The following is a 24,011-nucleotide window of genomic DNA, read 5'->3' on the forward strand; positions in this document are numbered from 1 at the left end:
GATTATCTATTACACCAGATAGAAGTAAAGAGTTTTCTAAACATCCAGAAATTACGTCAGAGTTAGATAACATTCCATTTTATTTTCTTGATCCTCATTCCCCTTGGCAACGTGGAACTAATGAAAATACAAATGGATTGATTAGAAAATAATAGCCAAAGGTATTGATATTGATAACATTACAGAAGAACAAATAGAACACTATGTTTATAAGTTGAATACACGTCCTCGTAAACGATTTGATTGGAAAACACCAGCAGAGCTTTTCAATGATAAGGTGTTGCACTTAATTTGACAATTGAAGATTATAAAAGAACCACGAATACAGGCTATCGTTTATACATGTCAAACCCAAATAAATGTAAAAATTGTCCGTTGATTAATCAATGTACCGAAAATAGAGATCATATTAAACAAATACAAAGGCATGTCTGGCAAAACGGTTTAGATATAGTCGAAGACTTAAGGTTTGTAGATACCTTTAAAGAAAAGTATAAATTGCGCAGTCAAACAGTGGAACGAAGATTTGGTGATGCAAAAGAACAGCATGGAATGCGTTGGACACGGCTAAAAGGCCTTAAAAAAGTGTCAATGCAGACGATGCTTATTACTGGTGCAATGAACCTTAAGAAATTAGCGATGTGGTCCATTCCAGGACCAATAACAACGTAGAAATACGTTGCACTTTTTAAAATTATCATTAAAAATCCAAAATATACATAAAAAAATAGACAAACACCTAAAAAATAAATGTGTTTGTCTACGCTCTGAGCAAGGCCGCACGGCCTTGCTTTTATTTTGGATAATCAGTCATAAACCAAACTCATGCTATAGCGTTATTTTTTTAATCCTTTTATTACAAAACATAGCCCAATTAATACTGATAAAATACCTGCACCGATAGATAAAGTTTTTGGTTTTACGAATTCTTTCAATGCTAAATTCAAGTTTTGCGGTCTTTCTGCTAAACGGCGCATGAAGTAACCGAACCAATCTTCGCCGTAGGGTACATAGATACAGAAGTGGTAACCTTCATCTGCAATTTCATAGGCTAAGTCAGAGCGGAAGCCGTATAACATTTGGAACTCGAATTTATCTCGATCGATATGATTGTCCTTCACAAACTGCTTTACATGATCGATGATTTTATCATCATGTGTCGCAATAGATGTTATATTCTTCGCACTTTTCAGTCTTTTTTCGATAAGACGAATGTAGTTTTCATCAATATCTTCTTTCGTTTGATAAGCAATCGACGCATTTTCTTTATAAGCACCTTTTACTAAACGCAAGCGGATATGAGGATAGTTTTCAATCATATTATCTGCAGAATATAAATATGCTTGAACTACAGTTCCAATATTGTCATATTCTTCAGATAATTTGTCCAATACATATAGAATATTGGAAAGCCCTGCAAACTTTTCAGTGTCGATATTAATATGGATATTGCCTAAATCTTTTGCTTTCGCAGCAATTTCTCTTAAATTCTCTTCAGCTAAGCCTAAATCGAATTCAGCCCCCAATTGACTGATTTTAACTGAAAGATGTGCTTTTAAATTATTGTCGTAAATATTTTGAAGCACAGTTAAAATAATGTTTTTCTCTTTAAGACTTTGCTCCTTTGAATCTACAAATTCACCAAGACAATCGACAGTCACTGTAATCCCCTTATCGTTTAGTGTCTTGATTGTCTCAATGACTTCATCAATGGAATTGCCGACAACAACTTTGTTCGCCCCAAGTACAGGTCCGTATTTTCTAGCTGCATTGTTCAAAAAAGTGTTATTTGACAAACCTATAAAAAAATCTTTGACTAGTGACATGTAAATTCCTCCCATACAACTCTGTTTCAATTAGTGTATCATGTTTCTTTAAGGTATGAAAACGTTAACAATATATAATAATACACACTATAATAAATAATTACATAATGAGGAGACAATGTAATTATCTTTTCTGTAGTTATTGTGTTTGAAATCTATTCAAAAATACTTCTTTCTTATTTTGGCGTGAGTTCTAAATAGATTTTAGATGTCAGCTTTTGATACAATAAAATAAACTAATTTTATTAGAAGGGTAGTCGTTGATATGTGGAAGTGGGAAACAGAAAGCGAAGCAAAAGGCGTTATAGTCATTGCTCATAATTTATTAGAACATACAGGCAGATATGCATATGTCATTACATCATTAAGACGTAACGGTTATCATGTCATCATGGGAGATTTGCCTGGACAAGGTCAGACATCAAGATCTAATAAAGGCCAAATCGACAACTTTGAAATTTATCACGAACATATCTTAGAGTGGCTAAGAATCGCGAGTGAATATAAGCTTCCGACATTCTTGATGGGCGTTGGTCTGGGCGGACTGATTACCTTGAATTTAATGGAGCGTACTGAACTGCCGATTGAAGGCATCATTTTAATTTCGCCTTTAACAGCATTCCAAAAAAATGCTAAAACACGTAAAAACATGTTTACATCTAATATCGGTTCAAATGTTAAAGATATGCGCTTCAATCTAGGGATTGAACCCGAACATTTAACAAGAAATGAAGAAGTGATTAAAGAAACTAAAGAAGATGGATTGATGCTGACAAAAGTTTCATACCATTGGTACAAAGAAGTTGTAAATATAATGAAACAAACTATGGAACACTTAGAAGATATTCAAAGTATTCCAATGTGTCTGATGTATGGTACAGAAGATCAAATCGTAGATACAGAAACTATCATAGATATAAAGAAACGTGTTAAAACAGAAGAATTATATTTTAAAGCTTGGGAAGGTTTATATCATGAGATTCATAATGAGCCGGAACGTCCATTAGTTATGCGTTATGTCCTAAGTTACTTGAATAATAAAGTTAATGCATTAGGGTTTATTCCGAATGATATTGATGATCAAATTGAAATTTAAAAACGTTTGAGGTTGAGATATTAATTGTATCTTGACCTTTTTTGATTCACATTGTAAAAATTTGTTCACTTGTATGAAGATTTTTGAGTTCAACACATTGCAATTATGCAATGAAGTTGGTATCTTTAATATGTGAAATATATCACATGAAGATATTCCATAATGGAGAGGGTAAGTAATATGAGTAATGTAAAAGCTAACAAAGTAGTTTTAGTAGGCGATGGTGCAGTAGGTTCTAGTTATGCATTCGCCATGGTAGCACAAGGTGTTGCTGATCAATTAGTCATCATCGACTTAGTTGAAGAAAAAGTAAGAGGTGACGTTTTAGATTTAAATCATGGTATGCCATACGGTGAATCACCAACTCAAGTTTCTGCAGGTACTTATGCTGACTGTTCAGATGCTGACTTAGTAGTCATCACTGCAGGCGCACCTCAAAAACCAGGTGAAACACGTTTAGATTTAGTCGAAAAAAATACTAAAATCTTCAAATCAATTGTAGGTCAAATCATGGACAGCGGTTTCGATGGTATTTTCTTAATTGCTGCAAACCCAGTTGACGTACTTACTTATGTCACTAAAAAAGTATCAGGCTTACCAAAAGAACGTGTTATCGGTTCTGGTACAATCTTAGATACTGCACGTTTCAAATATGAATTAGGTGCAGAATTCGGAGTTTCACCAGACAGTGTAAACGCAAGCATTATCGGTGAACACGGCGACTCTGAATTAGCAGTTTGGTCTCAAGCTAGCGTTGCTGGTCAAAACTTATATGATATTTTAAACAGCGATCCAGAAAGAGCAAAACGTATTGAAGAAATCTTCTTAAACACACGTGATGCTGCATATGACATCATCAAAGCTAAAGGTGCTACTTACTACGGTATCGCTATGGGCTTATTACACATTTCTAAAGCAATTTTACGCAACCAAAACATCGTATTAACTGTATCTAGTTATTTAGAAGGCGAATATGGTCAAAAAGATGTGTACATTGGTGTACCAACATTAGTTAACCGTGCCGGCGCTGTTAAAATTTATGAAACACCTTTAAATGAAAAAGAAACTGAAGAGTTCAATCACTCTGTAAGTGTATTAAAAGAAACAACTAAAAGTGTAGATAAATTATTCAACTAATTATATATAAAACAAGAGCCATTGCCGCTTTAACACGGTAATGGCTCTTATTTTTGATCTTTTTGCCGGATTCTTTATTTTAATACTTGTTTATCGCTTCTCAATTGCACAAATATAAGGTGGGTTATTTTGCTGATTAATAAATCCGTACTGTAATATATGTGCTTTTTGCTGATCGAAGTTTTGAAGATACTGAAAAACTGTCTCGCTTTCTACTTGTCCTTCCGGATGTCCTGGATAGATGACTAAGACAATAATTCCTTCTGTTGAAAGCATTTCGAATATCGCTTCAATTGCTTGAATCGTAGTTTCTGATGTCGTCACGATATGTTTATCGCCTTTTGGCAAATAGCCGAGATTAAAGATAGCCGCATCTACAGGCAAGTCAGCTGCTTTAATATATTGCGCAACATTTTCATGACCATCATGAATCAATGTTGTATTATCGAAATCTGCGACTTTTTGTTTTGCTGATTCAATTGCTTCGGCTTGGATATCAAACCCGTAAACATGTCCATTCGGAACATGCTGTGCTAAAAACAACGTGTCATGTCCGTTGCCGCACGTCGCGTCAATGACTGTACTCTTACTGTTAATATGAGACTGAATCAAGGACTTTGCAAACGGCAAAATACGTTCTACTATCATGATTGATGCGCTTCCTTTGCAGGTTGGTAGTGTTGACCTTGCGCTGAATTTCTTCGTGCTAATTCTGCATCAATTGCATTCAATACTTCCCACTTATTAACACTCCACATAGGTCCGACCATTAAATCGATAGGGCCGTCGCCGGTAATTCGGTGGATAATCATTTCAGGAGGCAGTATTTCTAATTGATCGCATACTAAGCTGACATATTCTTCTTGCGACATAAAGTTCAGCATGCCTTTTTCATATTGTTTGACCATAGGTGTTCCTTTAAGCAAGTGCAGCAAATGAATTTTAATTCCTTGTACATCCATTTGTGCGACTGTTTTAGCAGTTTCCATCATCATGTCGTAATCTTCGCCCGGCAGTCCGTTGATAATGTGCGAACATACATTAATGTTGTGTTTTCTTAATTTAGCCACACCATCATAATACGTCTGCATGTCATGTGCGCGGTTGATTAAATCTGAAGTTTCTTGATGTACTGTCTGTAATCCAAGTTCTACCCATAAGTAAGTACGTTCGTTTAAATCTGCTAAATATTCAACGACATCGTCCGGCAGACAGTCAGGTCTAGTTCCGATAGATAAACCAACGACACCAGGTTCTTTTAAAACCGGTTCGAATTTTTCCTTTAAGACTTCTACTGGTGCATGAGTATTAGTAAAGGCTTGGAAGTATGCGATATACTTGCCTTCATGCCACTTCTCATGCATACGTTCTTTGATTTCTTTGAATTGCACTTCGATAGGATCTGCACGATTGCCTGCGAAATCCCCGCTGCCGGCAGCAGAACAGAATGTACAGCCGCCATGTGCAACAGTACCGTCTCTGTTAGGGCAATCGAAACCTCCATCTAAAGCGACTTTAAAAATTTTATGTCCGAATTTATTTTTTAAATGGTAATTCCATGTATGATAGCGTTTATCTTCAAATGCATACGTAAAATATCGACCCATATGACATTTTCCTTTCTTAAATTAATCCATTGTAAGATTTTACCATAATTTAAGGTAACTTGTTGAGAAGAAAATCTGAATTAGGTCTTTTCTTAATATAGAAATTATAGTAAGATTGTCTGGTTGCAAAATCTAAGTACTAAATAAATAGACGTAAAATGTGTTTTCGCTTCGCTCATTTTGGTGCGCAGGCGAAAATTTTTAATTGGCAAAAAAGCAGAGGTTAAAAACTTGAATCTGAAAAAAGAAAAGAGAAAGCAGGTGTATAAGTATGAACATGCCCAAATCAATTTGGTGGCTTGTTGTAGGAATGGCAATCAACATTATGGGTGCCAGTTTTTTATGGCCTTTAAATACAATTTATATGAGTCAGGAATTAGGTAAAAGCTTAACAACTGCCGGGTTAGTTTTGATGATTAATTCATTAGGGATGGTCATCGGCAACTTGCTTGGCGGTTTATTATTTGATAAGTTAGGCGGCTTTACAACAATTATCAGCGGTGCAGTTATTTGTTTATGTGCCACAACTTTATTAAACTTTTATCACGGCTGGCCGTTATATGCGGTGTGGCTTGTAATGTTAGGTTTCGGCGGGGGTGTAATCGTACCTGCGATTTATGCGATGGCCGGAGCAGTGTGGCCGAATGGCGGACGTCAAACCTTTAATGCGATTTACTTAGCACAAAACTTAGGTGTGGCCTTCGGCGCAGCCATGGCCGGCTATGTAGCAGAACTTAGTTTCAATTATATCTTTATCGCAAACTTATTAATGTATGTCGTGTTCTTTATTGTAGCTGTGACACAATTTAATGTACAATATCGCGGGAAAGTCAGAATCCCAGAGACGAATCAATGGGCGCAAAAGAAATATCGCAAACGCTTTGTTGCATTATTACTGTTATGTGTAATGTTTGCGATATGTTGGATTGCTTATATTCAATGGGAGAGTACGATCGCATCATTTACACAGCAAATGAACATTTCATTATCGCAATATAGTGTATTATGGACTATCAACGGTATCATGATTTTAGTTGCACAACCTTTGATTTATCCTGTTATACGCTTATTAAGAGGCAATTTAAAGAAACAAATGTTTGTCGGTATTTGTATTTTTATTTTATCGTTCTTCGTTACAAGCTTTGCGCATCAATTCTCTGTATTTGTAATCGGTATGATTATCCTGACATTAGGTGAGATGTTTGTATGGCCGGCTGTACCTACAATTGCGAACCAGTTGGCACCTGAAGGAAAACAAGGTGCATACCAAGGTATTGTCAATTCAGCGTCAACGGTCGGTAAAGCATTCGGTCCATTAATCGGCGGTATTTTAGTAGATACTTTCAATATGCAAGTGATGTTCTTGTCAATGATGGGCTTATTAATCATTTCAATGTTCTTTTTATATATTTATGATAAACATTTAACACCAAGTGAATTTGATATTTAAACAAGATATGGATACCATGTCTTGTTTTTTTGCACTTCTAAAGTATTTCACAACATTTAATTGTTTATTAATAGTATTGTATTAAATGAGTTGAAGTGTTAAGCTACTTTTAGGAAATATTAATTACAACTTAGAGGTACACAACATGACAAAAACAACTGAAGAATTTAACAGCGACGTGCTGCATACGCCTTTAAAGATCAATAAAGGCGAAATCACACTGGATTTAGGTGTATATGAGTATCAATTTCAAAAGAAATTGAACTTGCAACATCCGGTTGAAAAACCATACTTTGCATTAAAAAGAATCGTAGACATTGTATTGAGTTTCATATTGATACTCATCACTTTGCCGATTATGATTTTATTTTCGATTATCATTTGTTTGGATAGTTTCGGCAGTCCGATTTATTCGCAGATGCGTGTGGGTAAAATGGGGAAACTGTTTAAAATATATAAATTAAGATCCATGAAGAAAAATGCGGAATCAAACGGCATGCAGTGGGCGGAGAAAGACGACCCGAGAATCACACGTGTCGGCCACTTTATCAGAAAAACAAGAATTGATGAATTGCCGCAATTATTTAACGTGTTAAAAGGCGAAATGAGTTTTATCGGTCCTAGACCTGAACGTGCTGAATTTGTGGAATTATTCAGTTCACAGTATCAAGGATTCGAACAACGCTGTTTAGTGTTGCCTGGTTTAAGCGGCTGGGCACAAGTATGCGGCGGTTATGATTTAAAACCGAATGAAAAGCTGAAATACGATATGAGTTATATCCGCCATGCATCTATTCCTTTGGAATTATTTATCGCGTTCAAAACAATCGGTGTGTTATTCACAGGTTCTGGTTCCAGATAGCACTGGCAAAATATTTAGGGCTTGCATTAAAGGATAGAATAAAATATAGTTATAGATGTATATGGAGTAGTAATTTAAATTGCTTATCAAGAGAGCTGGTGGTCGGTGCGAACCAGTTTAGGAATTTAAGTGAACTTACCAACGAATAATATTAAGAATAAGTACAGCTCGAGCTATTATGTATGAGGTGCGTAGAAATACGAATGAAGGTGGTACCGCGGCATCAGTCGTCCTTCATAAAGCAATCATAATAGTTTGAGTTGTATTTTTTTATTAGGAGGAAAGCAAAGTGAGTTTTAATCATCAAGAAATTGAAAAGAAATGGCAGAATTATTGGGCTGAACACAAAACGTTTAAAACTAGCGATAATTTAGGTCAAAAGAAATTTTATGCATTAGATATGTTCCCGTATCCATCAGGTGCAGGGTTGCACGTAGGACATCCTGAAGGCTATACAGCAACAGATATTATTTCACGCTACAAACGTATGCAAGGATATAATGTTCTTCATCCTATGGGATGGGATGCTTTCGGTTTGCCTGCTGAACAATATGCATTGAACACTGGTAATGATCCGCGTGAATTTACTAAAGAAAATATCAAAACATTCAAGCGTCAAATTCAAGAGCTCGGTTTCAGCTATGACTGGGATAGAGAAATCAGTACAACAGATCCTGATTATTATAAATGGACACAATGGATTTTCATTCAACTTTACAACAAAGGCTTAGCTTATGTGGATGAAGTTGCGGTGAACTGGTGTCCTGAACTTAAAGCGGTATTATCTAACGAAGAAGTTGTAGACGGTGTTTCTGAACGCGGAGGATATCCTGTTTATCGCCGTCCGATGAGACAATGGGTATTGCGTATTACTGAATATGCTGACCGTTTGCTTGAAGACTTAGATGACTTAGATTGGCCTGAATCTATCAAAGATATGCAACGTAACTGGATCGGCCGTTCTGAAGGTGCGAAAGTTACATTTGATATCGAAAATAATGATGGCAAAATCGACGTATTCACTACAAGACCGGATACAATTTACGGCGCAACTTTTGCGGTACTAAGTCCAGAACATGAATTAGTAGATCAAATTACAACAGAAGATCATAAAGCAGAAGTTGAAAATTATAAAAAAGAAGCATCTATGAAGTCTGATTTGGAACGTACAGACTTAGCAAAAGACAAATCTGGTGTATTTACAGGTGCGTATGCGATTAATCCATTATCTGGCGAAAAACTTCCGATTTGGATTGCGGATTATGTATTGTCTACTTATGGTACAGGGGCTGTAATGGCTGTACCAGCACATGATGAACGCGACTATGAATTCGCACAAAAATTCGACTTGCCGATTAAAGAAGTCATCGAAGGCGGAGATATTGCGAAAGAAGCATATACAGGAGACGGCCCGCATATCAATTCAGGTGTATTAGATGGCTTAAGCAATGCAGAAGCGATTCCTAAAGCTATCCAATTGCTTGAAGAAAAAGGTGCCGGCGAGAAAAAAGTCAATTATAAATTACGCGACTGGTTATTCAGCCGTCAACGTTATTGGGGCGAACCTATTCCGATTATTCATTGGGAAGACGGTACAATGACAACTGTTCCGACAGAAGAATTACCATTGTTATTACCTGAAACTGATTCAATCGAGCCTTCAGGTACAGGCGAATCACCGCTTGCAAATATTGATGAGTTTGTGAATGTGGTTGATCCTAAAACAGGTATGAAAGGCCGCCGCGAAACAAATACTATGCCGCAATGGGCAGGCAGCTGCTGGTATTATTTAAGATATATTGATCCGAAAAATGACGAAATGTTAGCGGACCCTGAAAAATTAAAACACTGGTTGCCTGTTGATTTATACATCGGCGGGGTAGAACATGCGGTACTTCACTTGCTTTACTCAAGATTCTGGCATAAAGTACTTTACGATTTAGGCGTTGTACCTACGAAAGAGCCATTCCAAAAATTATTCAACCAAGGTATGATTTTAGGTGAAGGTAATGAAAAAATGAGTAAATCTCGCGGCAACGTAGTCAACCCAGACGATATCGTACGTTCACACGGTGCAGACACATTACGCTTATATGAAATGTTCATGGGACCTTTAGATGCGGCAATCGCATGGAGCGAAAAAGGTTTAGACGGTTCTCGTCGTTTCTTAGACCGTGTATGGAGATTGTTCGTAAATGAAGATGGCACACTATCTTCTAAAATAGTAGATAATGATGATAAATCATTACAAAAAGTATATAACCAAACTGTGAAAAAAGTAACAGAAGACTATGACACATTAAACTTCAACACTGCTATCAGTCAATTGATGGTATTCATTAACGAAGGCTACAAAGCAGATCAGCTTTACAAACCTTATGTTGAAGGGTTTGTGAAAATGTTGTCGCCGATTGCGCCGCATTTAGGTGAAGAATTATGGTCTAAACTTGGACATGATGAAACAATCAGTTACCAACCATGGCCAGATTTCGATGAATCATTACTTGTTGATGATGAAGTTGAAATTGTTGTTCAAGTCAACGGCAAAGTCAGAGCGAAAGTCTTCATTCCAAAAGATGCGTCAAAAGAAGAAATGGAAGACATTGCTTTAAAAAATGAAAATGTTAAATTAGATATAGGGGAAAAAGACATCAAGAAAGTCATCGCTGTTCCGCATAAATTAGTGAATATTGTAGCTAAATAATTAAGGAAGGTGATTAAGTGATGGAATCAATTACAACAGATGAACTTAAAAAGAAAATGCTAGAACATTCACCTGTTCATATTGTTGACGTCAGAGAAGATGAGGAAACAGCTACAGGTATTATTCCTGGAGCAACAACAATTCCGATGAATCAAATTCCTGACCATGTCAAAGACTTTAATGAAAATGATACGTACTATATTATTTGCGCAGGCGGTGTACGCAGTGCAAATGTAGTCAACTATCTTAAGGAACAAAACCCTAACATTCATGCTGTAAATGTAGAAGGCGGTATGAAAGCATGGGGCGACGAAGGTTTAGAAGTCGATAGTATTTAATAAGTTTTTAACATAGTAATAGCCGAAACAGGGCACTTTATCAGTGTGCTGTTTCGGCTATTTTCATTGTGTGATGCATTACATTGTGCTGTTGTAGATGCCTGCGTTAAGACCCGAAACACGTCCGGTTACTAAAGCGCTGGTAATATTATAGCCGCCAGTATAACCGTGTATATCGAGTACTTCACCGCAAAGGAAAAGGCCAGGTGTAATTTTAGACATCATGGTATGCGGTTCGATTTCTTTAATAGAGACACCACCGCCTGTGACAAATGCTTTTTCTATCGGCAAGGTCCCATTTACATTAAACGTAAATGATTTGAACAGATGTGCAATTTCCAAGATTTGCTGATTAGAGATATGATGTCCGGTTGTGTCTTCAGCTACGCCGGCTTGTTCTAAAATAAAATTCAGATAGCGTTCTTCAATGATGCCGCGAAAGCTGTTCTTGATATATTTATCCGGAGCATCTTTAATTAATTTCTTAATGCGTGCTTGCACTTCATTTTCTTTCTCTTCAGGGAAGACATCAAGCTGCATTTTGATGTCTTGTCTCTTTTGAGATTTTTGTTCTTTGTATACAAATTGGCTGCAGCGTAAAGCAGCAGGTCCGCTGACGCCGAAGTGTGTGAATATCATATCCATTTGATGAGTGATACGCGGTTTTTTGTTTTTTCTTAATACAGATAAAGCGACATCTTTTAAGCTGAGACCTTTGAGTGTCTTTCTGATTATAAAAGGTTCTTTAGAAGTAATCGGAACTTCTGTCGGAAAGAGTTCTGTAATGGTATGGCCTAAACTTTCCGCAAATGTATAACCGTCACCTGTTGAACCTGTGTGCGGTACACTTGTGCCGCCTGTAGCGATCACCACTGATTTGGCTAAATAGTCGCGGTTGTCTTGATCTGTAACGCTAAAGCTTCCATCATCGTTCTTTTGGATGTGTTTGACTGCTGTTTCTTCTTTAACTTCAACATGATTTTGAGCTAATTCTTGAATCAATGTATCTACGACATCTTGTGCACGGTTAGAAACCGGAAACATTCGGCCGTGATCTTCTTCTTTAAGTTTTACGCCTCTTGATTCAAAGAATTCTATAATAGACTCATTGTCGAAAACTGAAAAGGGGCTGTAAAGAAATTTTCCGTTGCCTGGAATATGACGGATAATTTCATCGTAGGGCAATCGATTGGTAACATTGCATCTGCCTCCGCCTGAAATTTTCAGTTTTCTGCCGAGTCCTTTCTTCTTTTCTATCAGCAAAACCTTTTGTTTGTCTTGGCTTGCGGCTGCAGCTGACATTAAACCGCTGGGACCGCCGCCTATAATGATTGTTTGGTACATATCGATTATCACGCATTAAATCTAGCGTGATTACCTCCTTTGATTTGATTTGAAATAAGTATTTAGGTTATTGTGAATGCTTAGACTAGTATTCCGTTTACTTTCGTAAGATTATATGGCATAGTCTACTCTGTTGTTAAATTCTTTATAATATCTTTCCTGTTAACACAATTTTAAGCTATAATACTAATGAAAAAAAGTAACTGCTAATGAATGTTGGTAGTGGGATAAGATTAAATTAATTTTCAGATAGGAAGAGTGTTATGAATGAAAGTCAAGAATTAGTGAGAGGGACCTTTCTCTTAACAGTAAGTATTTTGATTACCAAAATACTGGGTGTGCTGTTCATTATACCGTTTTACGCAATTATCGGCGGTGAGGAGAATTTGGCCCCATTCAACTATGCATATGCACCTTACAACATTGCGATTGCTGTAGCAACCGCTGGTGTTCCGCTGGCTGCTTCTAAGTATGTAGCAAAGTATAATGCAATCGGTGCATATCATGTAAGTCAAAAGCTTTATAAATCAAGTTTTATTGTCATGTCGATCAGCGGTATTATCGGGTTTATTATCTTATATACTTTATCTCCGTTTATCGCTAATGTCACATTGGCACATAAATCAAACGTAAAAGGCGGATGGACTGTTGATGATATTACATGGATTATCCGTATTATCAGTACAGTTGTTATCTTTATTCCGCTATTAGCGACTTGGCGAGGGGTATTCCAAGGTTTCAAATCTATGGGTCCTACAGCTGTTTCAGAGGTAACTGAACAAGTAGCTAGAATTATCTTTATTTTAGGCGGCAGCTATGTTGTCTTGCACGTGATGAACGGTACAGTCTTAATGGCCAATGGTGTAGCTACATTTGCGGCAGCAATCGGTGCAATTGTAGGTATCTTTACACTGTGGTATTATTGGCGCAAGCGTAAACCATATATAGATGAAATGGTTGCGTCTGACACAACCGGTTTGGATGTTCCGTATTCAAAAATGTATAAAGAAATTATTTCGTATAGTATTCCTTTTGTTATTGTCAGCTTAAACTTCCCGCTCTTCAACATTGTGGATCAGCTGACACATAACAATGCTTTAGGCATTGCAGGCGTACCTCAGCAATTACACGACTATTTCTTTACAATATTGAATATGACAACAAACAAAATTGTGATGATCCCCACTTCATTAGCAGCAGGCTTTGCGATCAGTTTGATTCCTTATATTACAAAGACATATGAATCAGGCGAACTGAGCGAAATGCACAGACAAATCAGAACATCGCTTGGTGTCTTAATGTTTATTACAGTTCCTGCAAGTTTAGGGATTATGGCGTTAGCCTCTCCGTTATATACTGTGTTCTACAGTAATAACTTTGACGGCAGCCGTTTGTTATTCTTCTATGCACCCGTGGCAATGCTGATATCTTTATTAAGTATTACTGCATCTATGCTGCAAGGTATAGATAAACAGAAACTGACAGTATTCGTTATTTTAGCGGCAGTTGTATTGAAAATTGTATTAAACTTCCCGCTTATTGTTATGTTCCATACAGCAGGTGCAGTACTAAGTACGGGTATCGCTTTATTATTCGCAAACATCTGCAACTTCTATATCTTGAAGAAATATGCGAAGTTCACATTTACAGAAACTTGGATTCAATTTGCGAAAATCTTTATCTACGGCTTCATCATGATGATTTGTGTCGAAATCGGTTATTGGTTGATGCAAATGGTTGTATCGCCGCAAACAAAATTCGGCAGTTTAATTATTTTAATCGTAGGAGTTGTGATTGGTATGGCAGTTTATGGCGGTATCACACTGAAAACAAGACTTGCGGATCAATTCCTTGGTGAATTGCCAAGCAAATTACGCAGAAAGTTGAGAATCTCATAATGAGATTAGATAAATTTTTATCAAATATGGGTGCAGGTACACGCAGCGAGGTCAAACAACTGTTAAAGAAAAATGCAGTGATGGTCAATGGAAAGAAAGAAAAACAAAGCAAGCGTCAAATCAATCCAGAAGCGGATGAAATCAGCGTAAACGGTGAAGTCATTGCTTATATTGATAAAATCTATTTAATGCTGAACAAACCTGCCGGCTATGTTTCTGCGGTTGAGGATGCAGAGCATAATACAGTCATTAGCTTGATTGAACAATATCAATATTTAGACCTTTTTCCTGTTGGAAGATTAGATAAAGATACAGAAGGGTTGTTGTTGATTACAAACGATGGGCAATTCAACCACGATGTAATGAGTCCGAATAAGCATGTTTCAAAAGTATATCAAGTCGAAGCAGCACAACCAGTGACGCAAGATGATGTACAAAGATTCAAAGAAGGTATAGAATTATCGGATGGTAAAGTCAAACCGGCAAAACTCGAAATAACAGAAGATCCTCAAATTGTATTTGTGACAATTCATGAAGGTCGCTACCATCAAGTAAAAAGGATGTTTCATGCGATTGATAATGAGGTAACTAAGTTAAAGCGAGTTAAAATCGGAAATTTAAAACTAGATGACAATCTGTTAAAAGGCGAGTATCGCGAATTAACCGAAACAGAATTGGAATTAGTTAAAAGCTAAAATTTTAAAAAGGACAAGGTGATTATTTATGGCTAAATCAAATAACTTCTTAAAAGCAGTACTAGGAATCGGCGCAGCAGCAGTTGCTGTAGCGTTAAGCAGAAAAGAAAGCAGAGATCGTTTAAAACAAGAATATGATAAATACAAAGAAAACCCTGAATCATATAAAGAAAATGCTAAAGAATTAGCAAACCAAGTTGCATCAAAAGCAACTGAAACTTTCAACGAAGTAAAACAAGATCCTAAAGGTTATGCTGAAAAAGTAAAACAAGACCCTAAAGGTTTCTTGCAAGAACAAAAAAATCGTTTCTCTAATTCAGGAGATGCGCCATCACCAACATTGAAAGATGTTAAAGGTTCAGATGAAGCGCAAAACAACATCAGAATCGTTACTGATGAAGATTTAAAACAAAACGAAAACAAAGATTCTAACGACAACAAATAAGACAGTTTTTATTTTAAGTACCTTAGCGGATTCGCTAAGGTGCTTTTTTTGATACCGAAAATTATTTTTGTGTTTTAAGGCTTGCAATGACAACATTTTTGAAAAGTTGACAGAAAATTTATGGGGTTCCCACTGTTGTTTAAGAATCAGTTAGGGTAAAATAAATAGTGAACTAAAAAACGAGAAGGAAGTTGATCACGAATGTGGAAAGAAAAAGTGCAAGAATATGAAGATCAAATTATTGCTGATTTAAGCGGCTTACTATCCATTGAAAGTGTAAGAGACGATAGTAAAGCAACATCTGATGCACCAGTCGGTCCGGGTCCAAGAGCGGCACTTGATTATATGTATCAAATTGCTGAACGTGATGGATTCACTGTCCACGATGTCGATCATATTGCAGGCAGAATCGAAGCAGGTAAAGGAGAAGACTTATTCGGTGTATTATGCCATGTCGACGTAGTACCTGCAGGCGAAGGTTGGGATACACCGCCGTTTCAACCTACTGTAACTGATGATGCAATTATCGCACGTGGTACTTTAGATGATAAAGGACCTACAATCGCAGCTTATTATGCTGTTAAAATCTTAAATGAAATGAATGTAGATTGGAAAAAACGTGTGCATATTATCATCGGTACAGATGAAGAATCTGATTGGAAATGTGTCGACCGTTATTTCAAAACTGAAGAAATGCCGGTATTAGGTTTTGCGCCTGATGCTGAATTCCCAGCAATTCATGGTGAGAAAGGGATTACTACTTTCGACATCAAATTCAATGCTGATGCTGCTTCAGATGATGAAGCGGAAGTGACACTTTTATCACTTGAATCAGGCCAACGATACAACATGGTTCCTGATGAAGCAGTGGCAAAACTTAGTGTTAAAACAAGCAATTCTGATGTAACAGAACGCTACCAGCAATATCTGGAAGCGCATGAATTAACAGGCACAAGCGAATTAGAAGGAGATACATTAGTACTACGTTTAAAAGGTAAAGCCGTACATGGTATGGACCCTTCAATCGGACTTAATGCAGGGTTATATTTAATTCACTTTTTAAACGGCTTGGAATTAGATGCAAACGCTGCAAAATTTGTGGATTTAAGTGAACGTTATTTATTTGAATCACACTTCGGCGAAAAAATGGGCATGAAATTCCATACCGATAAAATGGGAGATTTAACAACTAACATCGGTATTATTTCTTATGAAAAAGGAAAAGGCGGCGAATATGGTATTAATTTGCGCTACCCAGAAGGATTTGAATTTGATGAAGCTATCGAAGGCTTCAAACACGAAGTAAATGAATTAGGATTCGAACTTGAATTAGGCAAAGTACAACGTCCTCATTATGTTGATAAAGATGATCCGTTTGTACAATCTTTAGTTCAAGCATATCGCAACCAAACAGGCGATATGACTGAGCCATACACAATCGGCGGAGGTACTTACGCACGTAATCTAGATAAAGGCGTAGCATTCGGAGCGATGTTCAGCGACTCAGAGGACTTAATGCATCAAAGAAACGAATACATCACTAAAAAACAATTATTTAATGCTACAAGTATTTATTTAGAAGCATTGTACGCATTATGTGTGGAGGAATGACTATGACGAATAAAGTGTTGCTAAACGGCCGATTTGTAGAGGAACAAGAGGCACTTGTGCCATATAATGACAGAGGTTATAACTTCGGAGACGGTATTTATGAATACATCCGAATTTATGATGGACACTTCTTTACTTTACAAGAACATTTTGAAAGATTTTTAAGAAGTGCATCTGAACTGAATATTGATTTAGATGAAACGATCGAATCACTAACAGAAAAAGCAGAAGCACTTGTTAAAGAAAACAACGTAGAAAACGGCGGTGTTTATATGCAAGTGACACGCGGTGCTGCACCGCGCGACCATGCGTTCCCTGGTCCGGACGTCAAACCGCAAATGATGGCATTCACAAGAAGTTACGGCAGACCGTTAGAAGCATTAGAAAACGGAATCAACGCTGTAACAGTTGAAGATATCCGCTGGTTGCGCTGCGATATCAAAAGCTTGAATTTGCTTGGTAATGTATTATCAAAAGAATATGCTGTGAAATACAATGCTTCAGAAGCAATCCAACATCGCGGCGAAACTGTCACTGAAGGTGCATCAAGCAACGTGTATGCAATTAAAGACGGTGTGATCTATACTCATCCGACTGATAATTTCATCTTGAATGGTATTACTAGAAAAGTAATCAAACGTATTGCAAATGAGCAAAATATCCCATTCAAAGAAGAAACGTTTACTGTAGATTTCTTGAAACAAGCGGATGAAGTAATTGTTTCAAGTACTTCAGTTGAAGTGATGCCGGTAATTAAATTGGATGGAGAAGCGGTTGGAAACGGACAAGTCGGTCCAATTACACGCCAATTGCAAAAAGGATTTGAACAAAAAATAAATGAGAGTCATTAATTTAGTGATTTTTACCAACTGACATTAAATTTATGGTATAATTTTTAATTGTCGCCGCTAAAAAACTGAAATGTTTTCATTAGCGAATAAGAAAGTAAAATGTGTCTTTTTGTTTCTCATTTTTGGTTGAAAAGAAATGTTAAAAATTATAGAATTAACAATGAGTGCTACGGACGGATAATTGTTAAAAATTGTTAAAAGAAATGTAAAATATGGCTCTTGATCTACGATTCTAGAGCCATTTTCTAATTGAAAGCGAGGTGAACGTGTTGGAGCAGTTCTATCAGTTAGGATGGACTTTAGATTCTGCTGGAGGAGCTTCCGGAGAGGCTTACATGGCTGAACAAGATGGCCAAAAGCTGTTCTTGAAAAGAAACTCAAATCCATTTATAGCAGCATTGTCTGCTGAGGGTATTGTCCCTAAGCTAGTTTGGACGAAACGAATAGAAACAGGTGAAGTTGTCACAGCGCAGCATTGGAAGAATGGCAGAGAATTAACATTCGAAGAGATGACACAAACAAGAGTTGCCAAGCTGTTGAAGAAAATTCACAGCTCAAAAACATTGTTAACAATGTTAAAAAGAATGGAAATGGAACCAATCACACCTGACATTCTTTACAATAAAATCAATACCTCGCTTTCAAGACAAGTGCTTTCGCATCATGTCATACGAAAAGCTTTGACTTATCTTGAAGAACACAAGCCTCATTTGGACCCTCGCTTTTATACAGTTGTTCATGGTGATGTGAATCATAATAATTGGTTACTATCAGATCGAGATGAACTTTATTTAGTAGACTGGGAAGGCGCAATGTTGGCAGATCCGGCCATTGATATTGGAATGCTGCTTTACAATTACGTTCCTCACAGCGAGTGGTCAGAGTGGCTAGAAAAATACGGCTGTAAAGAGTCTATTGATTTAAGCAAGAGAATGAAATGGTATACAGTGATACAAGCAATCGGTCTTGTAGAATGGTCTGAAGAACAAAAACGCTTTAAAGATATGAATATTTGGCTGAAATTCTTAAATGAAGTAATGAACAGCAACGTATTTATTTGAGGAGACAAATTAAATGAGATTAAGAAATAAACCTTGGGCAGAGGATTATTTGCGCAAACATGATAATGTGGTAGATATAGACGGCACACATGCTGGCGAGATGTCTGCTTGGTTCGATAAAGAACAGCCGATTTATATCGAAGTCGGTTCTGGAATGGGGCAGTTCATTACTGAACTTGCTGCCTTGCATCCGAACATCAATTTTGTTTCTTTAGAAAGAGACAAGAACGTCATGATTCGTGTTTTAGATAAAGTACTAGAAAAAGGCTTAACTAATATTAAATTGATCTGCAATGATGCAATGGAACTGACAGATTACTTTAAAGAAAGCGAAATTGATCGCATTTATTTAAATTTCTCAGACCCATGGCCTAAGAAACGTCATGCAAAGCGCAGATTGACATATCACACATTTCTAGCGTTGTATAAAGCAATTTTGAAAGCAGAAGGCGAAATTCACTTTAAGACAGATAACAGAGGGTTATTTGCTTATAGTTTAGAAAGCATGTCCCAATTCGGCATGTATTTTACAAAAATCAACTTGAATCTTCATGATGAAGATGATGAAGATAATATTGAAACTGAATATGAAAGAAAATTTGCGGACAAAGGTTCTCGTATTTATCGAATGGAAGCAAAATTTCATCAATAAGCACTGCATTCTTATGAATGCAGTTTTTTTATGCGTTGATAAAGTTTGAAAATACGCTATAATCGCCCTATACTTATACTATATAACTGAACGTAAGGGTGATGCAGGTGAAATTAGGTAAATACGAATTGCATTATTTAAATGGCGGAATGACAAATATGGATGGCGGTACGATGTTCGGACCTGTACCAAAACCATTATGGGAAAGAAAAATACCGGTTAATGACAAAAACCAAGTTCCGATGACAACACATCCTATTTTAATTCGTACCGGCGAACAGAATATCCTTATTGATACAGGACTTGGAGAAGGAAAACTTACAGACAAACAAAAACGCAATTTCGGGGTTGAGAATGAAAGCCTCGTTGCTCAAGATTTGAAAAAGCTGGGTCTTAAGCCGGAAGATATTGATATTGTATTAATGACGCATTTGCACTATGATCACGCTTCAGGATTAGCGGATTTAGACGGCAATGCAATATTTAAAAATGCAGTACATTATATTCAACAAGATGAATGGCATGAATTTTTAGCACCAAATCTTAGAAGTAAAGCTACATATTGGCCGATGAATCAAGGCGATTACCAAAAACGCATGATTTTATTCGAAGACGATATTGAAGTCGTGCCTGGTATTCATATGTATCATACAGGCGGGCACAGTTTCGGTCATAGTATTATTACGATTGAGAGTGAAGGAGAAAAGGCGGTACACATGGCTGATATTTTCCCATCTCATGCGCATTTAAATCCGTTATGGGTAACTTCTTACGATGATTATCCGATGCAGTCTATAAGAGAGAAAGAAAGATGGCTGCCTTGGCTGATAATGCAGGATTATTGGTTCTTATATTATCATGATGCTGCGTATTTTGCGGTAAAATTTGATAAAGACGACCATTCCATCAAAGCAGCGGTTGAGCGAAAATAGTGGAAATAGCAATTAAAGGGTGGAAAGGTTAGAAAAGGTCATAAAAAAACAATGTTTCCGTTTTTCGGAAACATTGCAGTAATAAGTATGCATACCAATATCATTAAACTTCTTTTATGTTAATGATTTTACCATTTGCGGCATCGGCGATGAATTCATAATTACTAACTTTGCCGCGGTTTTCAGTTGTTACACCGCCGCGATAGATTTCGTATTGAATCCCGTCTTGTTCAAATGGTTGAGGTTCTGAGACAATGTATGACCCTGTGACATTCATGAAGTAGCTTTTTACTTCTTCAATCAGCTTTTGAGGGTTATACTTTTTAGTGCCTAAAATAGTGAGGTAAGCTATTACACTGCCCAATAAAACTGTAATTGGTAATACTATCAATAACAAAATTTTTCTTCGAGACATCTCAATTTATACCTCCACTTACGTTATATTAATATTCTACCATAACATAAGGGAGATAATGAATTATTAAGGAGCGATGACATAATGGAAATTGCAAGACAAGATACTTTAAAACATATTAAAGCTTTAACAGAATTTCATGGTGCCCCAGGTTTTGAACAAGATCTTAAAGCGTACATAAAAGAACAAATGGAACCCTATGCGGATACATTTATTTATAATCATATGGGCGGATTTTATGCGGTAAAAAAATCTAAAAAAGAAGATGCTAAAAAAGTTATGGTCGCAGCACATATGGATGAAGTAGGTTTCATGGTTACAGATATTACAAAAAACGGTATGCTGCACTTTACGAACTTAGGAGGCGTTGCTGCTGATATTTGGCAAGGACAACGTTTAAAAGTCAAATCACGCAAGAATGAGATCATTACTGGTGTAGTTGCGAGTATTCCAAAACATTTCAGAACAGGAAATGAAGGACAGCCGCAGATTAAAGATCTAATGTTAGATATCGGCAGTGATTCAGCTGAAGAAGTCAGAGCGAGAGGTATTGAAATCGGAGATTCAATCGTACCTGATACTGAATTTATTCAATTATCCGAGCATCGCTTTGCTGGTAAAGCATGGGACAATCGTTATGGTTGTTTATTGGCTATTGAAATTTTAAAATTATTTAAAGACCAAGAACTTGATGTAGATTTATATGTCGGCGCAAATGTTCAAGAAGAAGTTGGTTTAAGAGGTGCCCGCGCAGCAGCTGAACAAATCAATCCAGATATCGCATTTGTGGTAGATTGTTCGCCAGCGAATGATATGAAAGGTGTACAACAGTTGTCAGGCCAATTAGGCGGCGGTACTCTAATTCGTATCAAAGACGGTACAATGATTCTGAAACCTGCATTTAGAGACTACTTATTAGAACAAGCTCAGCAACATGATATTAAAACACAATATTACATTTCTCCTGGCGGTACTGACGGCGGTGAAATTCACAAAGCCAACATTGGTATTCCAACTGCGGTTATAGGTGTATGTGCAAGATATATTCACAGTTCTGACTCTGTATTTGATATCAGAGATTATTATTCTGCCAGAGCGCTGCTCAAAGCATCTATTTCTGCATTAGATGATGAAACAATCGAACATTTAAAATATTCATAAAATATAAGAAAGAAGTGAAGGATTTATGAAACAATTAGAATCAGTAGAAGCATTTAATGAATTGAAAGAGGGTAAAACCATCTTTATGTTTACAGCAGATTGGTGCGGCGATTGTCGTTTTATCGCACCTAGACTTCCAGAATTAGAAGAAAAACATCCTGAGTATACATTTGTATCTGTAGACCGCGACCAATTTATTGATTTAGCTGCAGAACTCGGTATTATGGGTATCCCAAGCTTTTTAGTTTATGAAAATGGCGAACAAGTGGGAAGTTATGTAAGTAAAGACAGAAAAACAATTGAACAAATAGATGAATTTATCGCGAATATTTAAATAAAAATACCCTTAGGAAATTAACATTTTTTCTGTTCCTAAGGGTATTTTTACGGTAAACTATAAAAAGGTATGTAATTAGGAGTGTTAATTATGAATGTCTTTCAAATGAGAGATAAATTAAAAGAACGTTTAAACCATTTAGACGTAAACTTTACATTTAATAGAGAAGAAGATACCTTGCGCATTGCACGTAAAGATAATGGGAAAGGTGTAACGATTAGATTAACACCCATCGTTGCAAAATATAACGATCACAAAGAGAAGATTGTAGATGAAATTGTTTATTATGTTAACGAGACAATTCATCAAATGAGCGATCAAGCACATCAAGATATGAAAGATTTAAAAATTATGCCTGTCATACGTGCAGCAAGCTTTGAAAAAGAAACAAAAGAGGGCCATCCGTTTGTAATCGATAAACATACAGCAGAAACCAATGTTTATTACGCATTAGATTTAGGAAAGTCCTATCGATTAATCGATGAATCAATGTTAAAACAATTAAATGTCACGGCTCAGCAAATTAAAGAGATGGCATTATTCAATATCAGAAAATTAGATACGCCTTATAAAACTGATGAAGTTAAAGGCAATATCTTCTATTTCATTAATACCAATGATGGATATGATGCAAGCCGCATTCTCAACACACCATTATTGAATCAATTTGAAGAAAAATGCGAAGGCGAAATGTTAGTGGCCGTTCCCCATCAAGATGTTTTGATTATTGCTGATATCAGAAACAAAACAGGTTATGATGTCATGGCACACTTAACTATGGAATTCTTCACAAACGGTCTTGTACCGATTACTTCATTGTCCTTAGCTTATGAAAAAGGACACTTTGAACCTATCTTTATTCTTGCGAAAAACAATAAAGACAAAAAAGGAAAAAGTCCTAATGTGGTTCAAGAATTAAGCGCAGTTAAAGATAATAAGAAAAATGACAAGAAATAAGGAGATCATACTATGAATTTATTTTATAACTTAAACGGTGTTGGAGATGTAGCATTTTTACAAGTTGAACCTGCAGAAGGCGACTTTGAATATACGACACATGGCGATGTTGTCAGAATTACTTTAGACAATAAAGCAGTCGGTTATAATATCTTTAATGCTTCTAAGCATTTATCAATTGAAGGCAACGGCTTTATTAAATTAACACCTGAATTATTAGAAAGTCTTCAAAAAGTTCTAGCAGATGCAGGTGTTGAAGATCAATTAGACTCAGATTTATCACCTAAATTTGTAGTAGGTTATGTTAAAACAAAAGAAAAACATCCGAATGCGGATAAATTAAGCATCTTAAAAGTTGATGTCGGAGACGAAACACTGCAAATCGTTTGCGGTGCACCAAACGTTGAAGCTGACCAAAAAGTGGTTGTTGCTAAAGTAGGTGCTGTAATGCCGAGCGGTATGGTGATCAAAGATGCGGAACTTCGCGGTGTACCATCAAGCGGTATGGTGTGCTCAATGAAAGAATTGAATCTGCCGAATGCACCGCAAGAAAAAGGTATTATGGTTTTATCTGATGATTACCAAGTTGGGCAACCATTTTTCGAAGAATAAAATGATTGGAAGGAAGTGAC

General features: G+C 36.6%; 24 protein-coding genes, 1 pseudogene and 1 other annotated feature. Of the genes and pseudogenes, 20 read left to right on the forward strand and 5 right to left on the reverse strand.

The features are described from left to right. Together DVJ99_RS13460 and DVJ99_RS03265 are read left to right on the forward strand one after the other, a co-directional pair. Positions 1 to 295: pseudogene (locus DVJ99_RS13460) on the forward strand (IS30 family transposase); the annotation flags it as partial. Continuing rightward, entirely contained in the window at positions 292 to 672 is a 381-nt protein-coding gene (locus tag DVJ99_RS03265) for a transposase (protein WP_114603117.1), read from the forward strand. The pseudogene DVJ99_RS13460 and the gene DVJ99_RS03265, both read left to right, overlap by 4 nt. 164 nt (positions 673 to 836) lie before the next feature. Here the strand turns inward: DVJ99_RS03265 and DVJ99_RS03270 are convergent, their stop codons facing one another. Next, positions 837 to 1,826 carry a proline dehydrogenase family protein gene (locus DVJ99_RS03270; RefSeq protein ID WP_114603118.1) on the reverse strand — a complete coding sequence of 330 codons (990 nt, stop codon included), beginning with the start codon at positions 1,824 to 1,826 and terminating at the stop codon, positions 837 to 839. A 265-nt stretch (positions 1,827 to 2,091) separates the two neighbouring features. Here DVJ99_RS03270 and DVJ99_RS03275 point away from each other — a divergent pair, with 265 nt between their 5' ends. Together DVJ99_RS03275 and DVJ99_RS03280 are read left to right on the forward strand one after the other, a co-directional pair. Then, on the forward strand, positions 2,092 to 2,922 hold the full coding sequence (locus DVJ99_RS03275; RefSeq protein WP_114603119.1) for an alpha/beta fold hydrolase: 831 nt from the start codon (positions 2,092 to 2,094) through the stop codon (positions 2,920 to 2,922). A gap of 180 nt (positions 2,923 to 3,102) precedes the next feature. Further along, the gene (locus DVJ99_RS03280) at positions 3,103 to 4,059 is read left to right on the forward strand and encodes an L-lactate dehydrogenase (protein ID WP_114603120.1); all 957 of its coding nucleotides are present in this window, start codon (positions 3,103 to 3,105) and stop codon (positions 4,057 to 4,059) included. 90 nt (positions 4,060 to 4,149) lie between these two features. Here DVJ99_RS03280 and mnmM read toward each other — a convergent pair whose 3' ends face one another. After that, positions 4,150 to 4,707, reverse strand: a complete 558-nt coding sequence (mnmM, locus tag DVJ99_RS03285) for a tRNA 5-(aminomethyl)-2-thiouridylate-methyltransferase MnmM (RefSeq protein WP_114603121.1) — start codon at positions 4,705 to 4,707, stop codon at positions 4,150 to 4,152. Next, positions 4,704 to 5,666 carry a tRNA modification radical SAM protein MnmL/YtqA gene (gene mnmL, locus DVJ99_RS03290; RefSeq protein WP_114603122.1) on the reverse strand — a complete coding sequence of 321 codons (963 nt, stop codon included), beginning with the start codon at positions 5,664 to 5,666 and terminating at the stop codon, positions 4,704 to 4,706. Before mnmL ends, mnmM begins: the two co-directional genes overlap by 4 nt. Positions 5,667 to 5,937: 271 nt before the next feature. Here mnmL and DVJ99_RS03295 point away from each other — a divergent pair, with 271 nt between their 5' ends. The 4 genes from DVJ99_RS03295 to DVJ99_RS03310 all read left to right on the forward strand — a co-directional run bounded on the left by DVJ99_RS03295 (position 5,938) and on the right by DVJ99_RS03310 (position 11,020). After that, on the forward strand, positions 5,938 to 7,116 hold the full coding sequence (locus DVJ99_RS03295; RefSeq protein ID WP_114603123.1) for an MDR family MFS transporter: 1,179 nt from the start codon (positions 5,938 to 5,940) through the stop codon (positions 7,114 to 7,116). Positions 7,117 to 7,261: 145 nt separating this feature from the next. Beyond that, complete coding sequence (locus tag DVJ99_RS03300; protein WP_114603124.1) at positions 7,262 to 7,978, forward strand: sugar transferase; 717 nt, start codon at positions 7,262 to 7,264, stop codon at positions 7,976 to 7,978. A 51-nt stretch (positions 7,979 to 8,029) separates the two neighbouring features. Continuing rightward, positions 8,030 to 8,216 (forward strand) — a binding site (T-box leader). Between the two features lie 51 nt (positions 8,217 to 8,267). Continuing rightward, entirely contained in the window at positions 8,268 to 10,682 is a 2,415-nt protein-coding gene (gene leuS / locus DVJ99_RS03305; RefSeq protein ID WP_114603125.1) for a leucine--tRNA ligase, read from the forward strand. A gap of 20 nt (positions 10,683 to 10,702) precedes the next feature. Continuing rightward, the gene (locus tag DVJ99_RS03310; RefSeq protein ID WP_114603126.1) at positions 10,703 to 11,020 is read left to right on the forward strand and encodes a rhodanese-like domain-containing protein; all 318 of its coding nucleotides are present in this window, start codon (positions 10,703 to 10,705) and stop codon (positions 11,018 to 11,020) included. 78 nt (positions 11,021 to 11,098) lie between these two features. Here the strand turns inward: DVJ99_RS03310 and DVJ99_RS03315 are convergent, their stop codons facing one another. Continuing rightward, positions 11,099 to 12,364: a BaiN/RdsA family NAD(P)/FAD-dependent oxidoreductase gene (locus DVJ99_RS03315; RefSeq protein ID WP_114603127.1), complete on the reverse strand. Its 1,266-nt coding sequence runs from the start codon at positions 12,362 to 12,364 to the stop codon at positions 11,099 to 11,101. Between the two features lie 263 nt (positions 12,365 to 12,627). On the opposite strand from DVJ99_RS03315, the gene DVJ99_RS03320 reads away from it, so the two are divergent. The 8 genes from DVJ99_RS03320 to DVJ99_RS03355 all read left to right on the forward strand — a co-directional run bounded on the left by DVJ99_RS03320 (position 12,628) and on the right by DVJ99_RS03355 (position 20,509). Then, positions 12,628 to 14,262, forward strand: a complete 1,635-nt coding sequence (locus DVJ99_RS03320; protein WP_114603128.1) for a putative polysaccharide biosynthesis protein — start codon at positions 12,628 to 12,630, stop codon at positions 14,260 to 14,262. After that, positions 14,262 to 14,957, forward strand: coding sequence for a pseudouridine synthase (locus tag DVJ99_RS03325; protein WP_114603129.1), 696 nt, complete (start codon positions 14,262 to 14,264; stop codon positions 14,955 to 14,957). Before DVJ99_RS03320 ends, DVJ99_RS03325 begins: the two co-directional genes overlap by 1 nt. Before the next feature lie 28 nt (positions 14,958 to 14,985). Further along, on the forward strand, positions 14,986 to 15,402 hold the full coding sequence (locus tag DVJ99_RS03330; protein WP_114603130.1) for a YtxH domain-containing protein: 417 nt from the start codon (positions 14,986 to 14,988) through the stop codon (positions 15,400 to 15,402). Between the two features lie 201 nt (positions 15,403 to 15,603). Further along, positions 15,604 to 17,013, forward strand: coding sequence for a dipeptidase PepV (pepV, locus tag DVJ99_RS03335; protein WP_114603131.1), 1,410 nt, complete (start codon positions 15,604 to 15,606; stop codon positions 17,011 to 17,013). A gap of 2 nt (positions 17,014 to 17,015) precedes the next feature. Continuing rightward, positions 17,016 to 17,864 carry a D-amino-acid transaminase gene (gene dat / locus DVJ99_RS03340; protein ID WP_105992521.1) on the forward strand — a complete coding sequence of 283 codons (849 nt, stop codon included), beginning with the start codon at positions 17,016 to 17,018 and terminating at the stop codon, positions 17,862 to 17,864. Between the two features lie 269 nt (positions 17,865 to 18,133). Further along, the gene (locus DVJ99_RS03345; RefSeq protein ID WP_162912131.1) at positions 18,134 to 18,925 is read left to right on the forward strand and encodes a phosphotransferase family protein; all 792 of its coding nucleotides are present in this window, start codon (positions 18,134 to 18,136) and stop codon (positions 18,923 to 18,925) included. A 13-nt stretch (positions 18,926 to 18,938) separates the two neighbouring features. Then, positions 18,939 to 19,577 carry a tRNA (guanosine(46)-N7)-methyltransferase TrmB gene (gene trmB, locus DVJ99_RS03350; protein ID WP_114603132.1) on the forward strand — a complete coding sequence of 213 codons (639 nt, stop codon included), beginning with the start codon at positions 18,939 to 18,941 and terminating at the stop codon, positions 19,575 to 19,577. Between the two features lie 107 nt (positions 19,578 to 19,684). Continuing rightward, positions 19,685 to 20,509, forward strand: coding sequence for a YtnP family quorum-quenching lactonase (locus DVJ99_RS03355; RefSeq protein ID WP_114603133.1), 825 nt, complete (start codon positions 19,685 to 19,687; stop codon positions 20,507 to 20,509). 103 nt (positions 20,510 to 20,612) lie between these two features. Here the strand turns inward: DVJ99_RS03355 and DVJ99_RS03360 are convergent, their stop codons facing one another. Then, a complete protein-coding gene (locus DVJ99_RS03360) occupies positions 20,613 to 20,924 on the reverse strand; it encodes a hypothetical protein (protein WP_105992525.1) in 312 nt (103 codons plus the stop codon). Between the two features lie 84 nt (positions 20,925 to 21,008). Between DVJ99_RS03360 and DVJ99_RS03365 the strand changes: the two genes are divergently transcribed. From DVJ99_RS03365 to ytpR, 4 genes are all read left to right on the forward strand, one after another. After that, positions 21,009 to 22,085: a M42 family metallopeptidase gene (locus tag DVJ99_RS03365; RefSeq protein WP_114603134.1), complete on the forward strand. Its 1,077-nt coding sequence runs from the start codon at positions 21,009 to 21,011 to the stop codon at positions 22,083 to 22,085. Between the two features lie 25 nt (positions 22,086 to 22,110). After that, positions 22,111 to 22,419: a thioredoxin family protein gene (locus DVJ99_RS03370; RefSeq protein WP_114603135.1), complete on the forward strand. Its 309-nt coding sequence runs from the start codon at positions 22,111 to 22,113 to the stop codon at positions 22,417 to 22,419. Positions 22,420 to 22,512: 93 nt separating this feature from the next. After that, positions 22,513 to 23,379, forward strand: a complete 867-nt coding sequence (locus DVJ99_RS03375) for a DUF1444 domain-containing protein (protein ID WP_105992528.1) — start codon at positions 22,513 to 22,515, stop codon at positions 23,377 to 23,379. Between the two features lie 12 nt (positions 23,380 to 23,391). Then, positions 23,392 to 23,991, forward strand: a complete 600-nt coding sequence (gene ytpR, locus DVJ99_RS03380; RefSeq protein ID WP_114603136.1) for a YtpR family tRNA-binding protein — start codon at positions 23,392 to 23,394, stop codon at positions 23,989 to 23,991. Positions 23,992 to 24,011: the final 20 nt, after the last annotated feature.

The organism is Staphylococcus sp. EZ-P03 (assembly GCF_003344575.1).
GTDB lineage: Bacteria > Bacillota > Bacilli > Staphylococcales > Staphylococcaceae > Staphylococcus > Staphylococcus simulans_B.